Annotated in this window: 9 protein-coding genes; 6 read left to right on the top strand and 3 right to left on the bottom strand. The window is 40.9% G+C overall.

All coding sequences use genetic code 11. The annotated features are described in order from the left end of the window. Positions 1-22 precede the first annotated feature (22 nt). Both cdaA and Q0P34_RS06415 read left to right on the top strand, forming a co-directional pair. On the top strand, positions 23-946 hold the full coding sequence (gene cdaA / locus Q0P34_RS06410) for a diadenylate cyclase CdaA (protein WP_294954503.1): 924 nt from the start codon (positions 23-25) through the stop codon (positions 944-946). Further along, a complete protein-coding gene (locus Q0P34_RS06415; RefSeq protein WP_294954505.1) occupies positions 946-2259 on the top strand; it encodes a CdaR family protein in 1314 nt (437 codons plus the stop codon). The genes cdaA and Q0P34_RS06415 overlap by 1 nt, the downstream gene beginning before the upstream one ends. 46 nt (positions 2260-2305) lie before the next feature. Here the strand turns inward: Q0P34_RS06415 and Q0P34_RS06420 are convergent, their stop codons facing one another. After that, on the bottom strand, positions 2306-2647 hold the full coding sequence (locus Q0P34_RS06420; RefSeq protein ID WP_294954508.1) for a type II toxin-antitoxin system PemK/MazF family toxin: 342 nt from the start codon (positions 2645-2647) through the stop codon (positions 2306-2308). A gap of 124 nt (positions 2648-2771) precedes the next feature. On the opposite strand from Q0P34_RS06420, the gene Q0P34_RS06425 reads away from it, so the two are divergent. Next, entirely contained in the window at positions 2772-3983 is a 1212-nt protein-coding gene (locus tag Q0P34_RS06425) for a hypothetical protein (RefSeq protein WP_294954511.1), read from the top strand. A gap of 76 nt (positions 3984-4059) precedes the next feature. Here the strand turns inward: Q0P34_RS06425 and Q0P34_RS06430 are convergent, their stop codons facing one another. Further along, the gene (locus Q0P34_RS06430; RefSeq protein ID WP_294954514.1) at positions 4060-4488 is read right to left on the bottom strand and encodes a GNAT family N-acetyltransferase; all 429 of its coding nucleotides are present in this window, start codon (positions 4486-4488) and stop codon (positions 4060-4062) included. Continuing rightward, positions 4481-5878, bottom strand: a complete 1398-nt coding sequence (gene murC, locus Q0P34_RS06435) for a UDP-N-acetylmuramate--L-alanine ligase (RefSeq protein WP_366783779.1) — start codon at positions 5876-5878, stop codon at positions 4481-4483. Before murC ends, Q0P34_RS06430 begins: the two co-directional genes overlap by 8 nt. Before the next feature lie 106 nt (positions 5879-5984). Between murC and Q0P34_RS06440 the strand changes: the two genes are divergently transcribed. The 3 genes from Q0P34_RS06440 to Q0P34_RS06450 form a co-directional block, all read left to right on the top strand. Continuing rightward, entirely contained in the window at positions 5985-6692 is a 708-nt protein-coding gene (locus Q0P34_RS06440; RefSeq protein WP_294954517.1) for an NAD(P)-dependent oxidoreductase, read from the top strand. Further along, positions 6689-7252, top strand: a complete 564-nt coding sequence (locus Q0P34_RS06445) for a dipicolinate synthase subunit B (protein ID WP_294954519.1) — start codon at positions 6689-6691, stop codon at positions 7250-7252. Before Q0P34_RS06440 ends, Q0P34_RS06445 begins: the two co-directional genes overlap by 4 nt. Before the next feature lie 173 nt (positions 7253-7425). Next, the coding region (locus Q0P34_RS06450; RefSeq protein WP_294954522.1) for an ABC transporter ATP-binding protein at positions 7426-7817 on the top strand (392 nt) is incomplete at its 3' end.

Raw genomic sequence — 7817 nt, forward strand, 5'->3', positions numbered from 1 at the left:
AAAATATTAGGAATGAACAAAAATGCCGATTTTAGATTTAACAATTGAATTCAAATTCAGATATTTCAAAAATCTAATCAATTCTATTATTGATTTCTTTTTGCAGGTAAAAGGGCTGTTTCGCACCTTTGGAGTTATTGATGTAATTGATATTGCCTTTGTTGCAATCCTTATTTATCTTGTTGTAAGAGTAATAAGAGAAACAAGGGCAATGCAGCTCATAAAGGGATTAATAGTCCTTGTTTTCGTGTACTTTGCCGTAACCTTCTTCGGCATGGGTGCTTCAAGCTATATTATGAGGATGATATTCAGCAACATCCTTATTATTCTTGTAATACTGTTCGGCCCCGAAATCCGTAAAATTCTTGAGCAAATGGGCAAGGGAACCGCCCGCAACTTCGTCAAAAGCCTGTTTAATTCGGGTGTTGCCATTGATGTGGCTGAAATGAAAACTACCATTGATGCTGTTTGCAAGGCCTGTGCCGAAATGTCAGATGACAAGATAGGCGCACTCATTGTTTTTGAAAATGATACTCTTCTCGGTGACATTATTGCATCGGGTACTGTTGTTGATGCAACTCCGTCAAAGGAGCTTATAGGCAATATCTTTTACCCAAAGTCACCACTCCACGACGGTGCAATGGTTATCAAAGGCAGCAGCGTTTATGCGGCAGGCTGTATCCTGCCTCTTACAAAGAACGATGAGCTGTCGTCGTCACTCGGTACCCGTCACAGAGCAGCTCTCGGTATATCGGAGCAAAGCGATGCCGTTGTGTTTGTTGTCAGTGAAGAAACAGGGGATATAAGCTATGCAAGCAATGGTACACTGCGTCGTCAAATATCAACGGGCGATATGCGCGATATTCTTACAGAGCTGTATATTCCCGATGAAATCTCCTCGGATGACAGATTAATTTCAAGATTGGCAAGGAGGTTTACAAAGTAATGAGCAAAAAAAATAAAGCCTCTGCGCAAAATGTTAATACAAACGAAAAAAAGAAAAAGCGCTTTTCCTTTTCGGATTTGGTTTACAACGATAAGTATTTGATTTTGCTTTCAATTTTTCTTGCTGTTGTTGTTTGGGTTGGCTCATCTTTAAGTGTCGGCTCCGATGATACCAAAACCATAAAGGTTAATGCCCCTATCGAGCTCAGCAGCAAGCTGTCGAGTCAGTTGGGTATGCAGTATTATTCTCTGCAAAATTCAGTAGACATCAGCGTTACTCTTTCAGGTCCAAAGTACGTTATCGGTCAGGTTACCGAGAATGACCTCAACATTGTTTTTGATACATCTGCGGTTAACAGAACAGGCAACCAGTCCATCCCTATTCGTGTAACCAACAAATCAAAACGGCTTGACTTTACGGTTGATTCCGTTTATCCAAGCGCCATTGATGGATTCTTTGATGTCAATACCACCAAGACCTTTGATGTCGATTTGGTATATGACAAGAATATTATTGCCGACGGGTATATTTTCGGTGAGCCTATTATCAGCGAGGACAAGGTTGCCGTATCCGGTCCGAAAACCTATGTTGATAAAATAGAAAGAGCATACTGTGAGGTTGATTTTGATAATAAGGAAAATCTTACCGAGCCTTATACAACAGAATGTGCAATACAAATTGACGGCCCGGGAGTTGAGTCAAGCTACCTAACCGTTACAAACAGAACAGATACAAACACTCCGATTAAATCGCTGTCTGTAACCCTTCCTGTTCTTAAAACCAAAATCCTGCCTATCACCTCAACCTTTGAGGACAGGCCAACCTCTCTTGCAAATAACATTGTAAAGGTAACGTATTCAACAAATAGAATTCATGCCGGCGTACTTTCAACGGCAGATATTTCCGCTGCGGATATCGGTACTATCTATTTTGGCGACCTCAAGGTAGGCACGCAGGAATTTGATTTTGATGTTTCAACCTTAAATGGTATTTCCGTGCTTGACGATACAAAAAAGATTACCGCAAAGGTAACCGTAAGCAATAAATACTCTGCTCATAAGGTTAGGGTTAACAGCTCAAATATTGTCGTAGAGGGTGTACCTGATGGCAAAAAGGCAACTGTTGAGGGGCTTGATGACACAACCGTTACCGTTATTGCACCGAAGAACTCAAAGATAAATTCCTCAAATCTTACTATGAAATGTGATGTTTCAAAGCAAAATGAGGATAATGTTTATCCCGTTACAATTACCGTGTCCGACGGCAAATCATGGGCATACGGCAAATATAACGCAACTGTTACAATAAAATAAACGTCATTATGTAAAAATCACCTTGGAAAAATCCAAGGTGATTTCTTTATAATCCCATAGAAATTGTTATTGCGTCGTTAATTTTCGACATATCGCTTGTGGGCAGGGTGCCCATTTTTTCCTTTAGCCTTCTTTTGTCAATTGTCCTAACCTGCTCAAGCAAAACAACGCTGTCTTTTGCAAGCCCGCAATCGTGTGCGTTTACCTCTATGTGAGTAGGTAGGCTTGCTTTGCCCTGCCGGCTTGTAATTGCCGCGGCAATAACGGTTGGTGAAAATTTGTTTCCCACATCATTTTGAACTATTAAAACAGGTCTTACTCCGCCTTGCTCGCTTCCCACCACAGGACTTAAATCGGCATAAAAAATATCGCCTCGTTTAATATTCATTTTATTTCACCCTTTATTGTTGTCTTTATATCAATATTGTTAACATTTTCCCTTGTTTTTAATCATCCATTATTATAATATTCAAAAAATGCATAAAGGGTATTTTGTTGGGCATATTGCTAATATGAATATTTTTACTTCCAAAAACAGACTTATTACAGTCCTAAAATTTCCCATAGCCATATTATCGTTTTATTTGCTTGCAGTAGGACTTGTTGCATTGCTTTTACCAAGCGTAAGCCTTGATGTTGATGCCGTTACATCGCTGTTGTGGTCAACCGCCTGCGCAGGGATAATTGCATCCTTTGCCCAAAAGGACAGCCTTATTACCGTTTGCACAGCCTTGTCCTTGCTTTTGGTGAATTCTGTTTTTTATGTCATCAGCGGTGAAGCACTCGGGATAATGGTAAGCCTGCTGCTGTCCTTGCTTGCAGTAAGGCTATGTAGAGAAATGTCGCTTGAATACTATGTGATTTGTTCTGCTCTTGCCGGTGTAATAATCGGAGTAGCATTAGGGCTTTTGTATTCACCGTTTTGCAATTTGGTAAGGTCGTTTGCATACTTAATAAAGGGCAGGGCAGTACTGTTTGGAATACTTAATGAGGCGTATAATCTGTTTTTCGGCGATTACCTTTCTCATCTTGTGTATACAACCGATTGCAGTACCTCATTAATAGTTGATAAAAGCCTTGTTTCCGGTGCAATGGATTTGTTTTTGACAAGTCCCGATAATCCGCCGTCTGTTGTTTCACAGTATCTATCGGGTAAATATTTCGTAAATATCTTTTTGCCGATTGGACTTTACGCTTCACTTTTCGGCAAAATAAAAAAGCATTACCTTTTTTCGCTAAGCCTCTCAACTCTATTGTCTGTGCTGCTCGGTAATAATGTAATGCTCTTGATGTTCCTTTTCTTTTATAACCCGCTAATGCTTGTCGGGTATCTTTTCGCTGTCGGCGTGTGTTATCTTGTGCCTGCGTTAATGGATATACGTATCGGATTTACGGACTATGCCTCGGTTTTCAGTCTTGTTAAATACGGCAATAGCTTTTTGTGGGTATTGCTTATCGGTGCTGTTCTTGCAGTTACCATGTATTTTATTGTTCAAATGGTGCTTGCCCGCTTTGATATGGATAATCAAAAATATTATCCCCGAGAGGTAAAGGCTCTTGTTAAGGCACTTGGCGGCGAAAGAAATATAGTGTCGCTTGACGGTGAAGTCTTGACCGTTCGCAACCCGAATTTGATAGATATAATAAAGGTGGATTGCGACATTCATCAGGATAAGGTCACCCTTATAGAAAAGGATTACGAAATATTAAAGGATTATTTCTAAAACATATAGCCCACTGCAACGCCTTCAAAATGAAGGTCACCGCAGTGGGCTTTTTCTTTGTAGTTATTACAAAATGCTATAACATCTTTTTCATTGCGATGTGGGGTATGTCCTCCTCCAAATATTCGTCACCGTATGCCTTGTAGCCAAGGGCCTCGTAAAAGCCCTGTGCCTGAATTTGAGCAGATATAAAGCTTTCCTTTGCGCCGAGATCTCTCATACACTCCTCTGCCTTTTCAAGCACCAATCTGCCACATCCCGTGCCTCTGTATTTTTTAATTACCGCAATTCTGCCTGCGTGCCAGGTGTCACCGTTTTCTTTGTAAAATCTTGATGTTGCGATAGGCTTGCCGTTATGGTAAAGTACAATATGCTTTGCCTCGCTGTTGGTATCAAAATCATCAATTTCGTGGCTTTTTATAACACCCTGCTCGTCGCAGAACACTTCAAATCTAATGCTCTTTGAATCTTCGGTTGCGTTGTCTGTTATCTTGAATTCATACATTTTCTTTTTGCTCTCTTCTTTTTAGCTTATTGCACATCATTCGTGCCACCTTGTACACATCACCGCAGCCAAGGGTGATAACCAAATCACCGTCGGTTGCATTGTCGCATACATAATCACAGATTTCCTCAAAGGTATCAAGCTGAACAGCTCCCGGTATCTTTGATGACAAATCGGTTGCCTTGATACCGATTGTGTTAACCTCTCGGCTGCCCATAATTTCACTTATTACGCATTTGTCCGCAATTTGCAAAACCTCTGCAAAGTCGTCAAGGAGCAGGGATGTTCTTGTGAATGTAAACGGCTGATGCACTGCCCAAACATTTTTGTATCCCATTTTCTTTGCCGCCTCAAGTGTAACCTTAATTTCGGCAGGGTGATGTGCGTAGTCGTCTGCAAAGGTGACTCCACAGTATGTGCCGAGCCTTTCAAATCTTCTTGCCGCACCTCCGAAATGCTTAAGTCCATCAAGAATTTTGTCTACCTGTGCACCGCTTTCTACACCTGCTGCAAATGCACAAAGCGAGTTTAATATGTTATGCTCGCCCGGAACGGAGAGAACAATATGTGCAACAAATTCTCCGTTGCGGTATGCGTCGTATTCGCTGTGAAATCCACCGGGTACATTTACGTTTTTGGCAACCCATTCGTTGCCGTCGTTTCTGCCTATTGATATAAGCCTTTTACCCTCAATGCCCTTTAGCATATCAACGGTGTTTTCGTCATCACCGTTGTAAATAATCGTCCTTGTTGTCAGCTCACAAAACTGTCTAAAGGACTTTTTTATGTTGTCAAGATTTTTGAAAAAGTCAAGATGGTCCTCGTCAATGTTCAGCACAACCGCCATATCGGGATTCATATGCAAAAATGTGTTGTTAAATTCACAGCTTTCGCAAACAAAGTTTTGGCTTTTTCCGTATCTTCCGTAGGCGTCAATCAGCGGAAGCTTGCCGCCGATAACAGCCGACGGGTCAAGACCTGCCTCCATAAGCACCTGTGTTATCATAGATGATGTGGTGGTTTTGCCGTGCGTTCCGCAAACGCCTATACAATTTGAAAATATACGGCTTAATGCACCGAGAATTTCCGCACGCTCAAAGCAAGGGAAATTTGCCTTTGCATACTCAAGCTCTTTGTTGCCCTTGAGTATTGCGTTTGTGTAAATTACAAGCTCGGTGTCGTCGCTGATGTTTTCAGGCTTTTGACCGAGAAAAACCGTTGCACCCTCCTTTTCAACTCGTCTGAAGGTTTCTGTATCGTTGTTATCAGAGCCTGTAAGTGTGTAGCCGAGAGATAGCAGGATTTCTGCTATCGGGCACATACCGGCTCCTCCGATTCCTATAAAATGAATTTTTTTGCTTTCTCTTAAAAGCTCATCAATATTTTTCAAGGATAGCCCTCCCAAATACAAAAGTATGTTTTTATTATACTACCTATTATCCAAAAAATAAACACCCTTTTTATTTTATTTCATAAAATGTAAAAGGTGATGTGTAATGACAACATTTTATGAGCTTTCAGGTGACGATAAGAGGGTACCGTATGCTGCCGAATATTTGCAAAATACCGGGCTTGAAAGAGTAGATGATATGAACAAGGCAGATTTTGCTGTTGCCGGAGTTAATCCTGTAGGTATAAGCGAATGCTCTGCCAAAATAATATATGCCGGCAATGTAAAGGGTAATAATGTGATTGATTATACAAAGGATGAGGCCTTTGCCGTAGAAAATGCCTTTTATACAGCCGAGGGTGCAATTTGCATTGCCGTTCAAGGTAGCTCGTTAAGTCTTATCAATTCAAGTGTTCTGTTGGTAGGCTACGGCAGAATTTCAAAAGCACTGCATAGGCTTTTGTCCGCCTATACGACAAATATTACCGTGTGTGCAAGAAATGATGTTCAGCGTGCTCTTGCAGGTATGAACGGTGCTGATGCAATAGGCTTTGATAATCTTAATTGCAGATATGATTTCATTTTTAATACTGTCCCTCATCCCGTCATTAACGAAAGAGAGCTTCGTACCTGTAATAATGATACATTGATTATTGATTTGGCGTCATTCCCCGGTGGAGTTGATATGCATTTTGCAGGGGCTCTTGGAGTAAACACAGTTGTTGCAAGAGGATTGCCCGCACGCCTTTCTCCTAAATCGGCAGGGGAGGCTGTCGCTAAAGCAATTATCAAAAACAAGGAGGTGGCACTATGAATATAGGCTATTGCTTTACAGGCTCATTTTGTACATTTGATAAAAGCATTACGGCTATGAAATCTCTTGTTGATAAAGGGTATAATGTTGTACCCATTATGTCCTATAATGCGTACAGTATAGATACAAGATTTGCAACCGCCAAGGAGTTCAGAAAAAGGATAGAGCAGGTAAGCGGCAATGAAATAATCTGCACCATTGAGGGCGCAGAGCCTATCGGTCCAAAGCATATGTTTGATGTTTTGTGTGTCGTGCCGTGCACCTCAAACACACTTGCCAAGCTTGCAAACGGTGTAAACGACACGCCTGTAACTATGGCGGTAAAATCACATTTGCGTAATAATAAGCCTGTTGTTATAGGTGTTTCAACCAATGATGCTCTTGGTGCTGCAGCAAAGAATATAGGCACTCTTCTTAATTACCGTTGCTACTATTTTGTACCTATGGAAATGGATAATCCCTGCGAAAAGCCACGCTCGCTTGTGTGCGATTTTTCAAAGGTTTTGGGCACGGTTGAGTGTGCACTTAATAATGTTCAGTATAACCCATTATTTCAGTAAAACAGTACAGCCTGATTTTTGTGTCAGGCTGTATTACTTTTTTGTAAAAAACTGTTGACAATAATATATAAAAAGAATATATTTGTCTTAATGCAATTTGATTGTTACAAATTGTAAATCGTGAGGGGGTTGGTTAGTCTTTCCAACGCCTGCAATAAAGAGGAAGTGCATAATTGAAAAAGATTATTGACTTGAAAAATGTCACCGTCAGCTATGGTGATAACACTGTTTTGGAAAACTTAAATCTGTACATCAATGAAAAAGAGTTCATAACCCTGTTAGGACCTTCGGGATGCGGAAAAACAACAACGCTTCGTGCTATCGCAGGATTTGTAAAGCCGGATAGCGGAGACGTTATTTTTGAGGGCGAGCGTATTAACGACCTGCCACCGCATAAGCGTAGAGTCAATACTATCTTTCAGCGTTATGCTCTTTTTTCTCATTTGAATGTGTATGAAAATATAGCGTTCGGCCCTCAGCTTCAAAGGAAGCCAAAGGATGAGGTGCGCCAAATAGTTGCCGATATGCTTGGGCTTGTTAATCTAAAGGGCTTTGAAAAGCGTCC

Source organism: uncultured Eubacterium sp. (assembly GCF_945980375.1).
Taxonomy (GTDB): domain Bacteria; phylum Bacillota; class Clostridia; order Oscillospirales; family Acutalibacteraceae; genus Eubacterium_R.

Bases quoted from the DNA above. Each gene is read 5' to 3' on its own strand.
- Q0P34_RS06415 (WP_294954505.1), top strand. From the start codon at position 946: ATGAGCAAAAAAAATAAAGCCTCTGCGCAAAATGTTAATACAAACGAA.
- Q0P34_RS06420 (WP_294954508.1), bottom strand. From the start codon at position 2,647: ATGAATATTAAACGAGGCGATATTTTTTATGCCGATTTAAGTCCTGTG.
- Q0P34_RS06430 (WP_294954514.1), bottom strand. From the start codon at position 4,488: ATGTATGAATTCAAGATAACAGACAACGCAACCGAAGATTCAAAGAGC.
- cdaA (WP_294954503.1), top strand. From the start codon at position 23: ATGCCGATTTTAGATTTAACAATTGAATTCAAATTCAGATATTTCAAA.
- Q0P34_RS06440 (WP_294954517.1), top strand. From the start codon at position 5,985: ATGACAACATTTTATGAGCTTTCAGGTGACGATAAGAGGGTACCGTAT.
- Q0P34_RS06425 (WP_294954511.1), top strand. From the start codon at position 2,772: ATGAATATTTTTACTTCCAAAAACAGACTTATTACAGTCCTAAAATTT.
- Q0P34_RS06445 (WP_294954519.1), top strand. From the start codon at position 6,689: ATGAATATAGGCTATTGCTTTACAGGCTCATTTTGTACATTTGATAAA.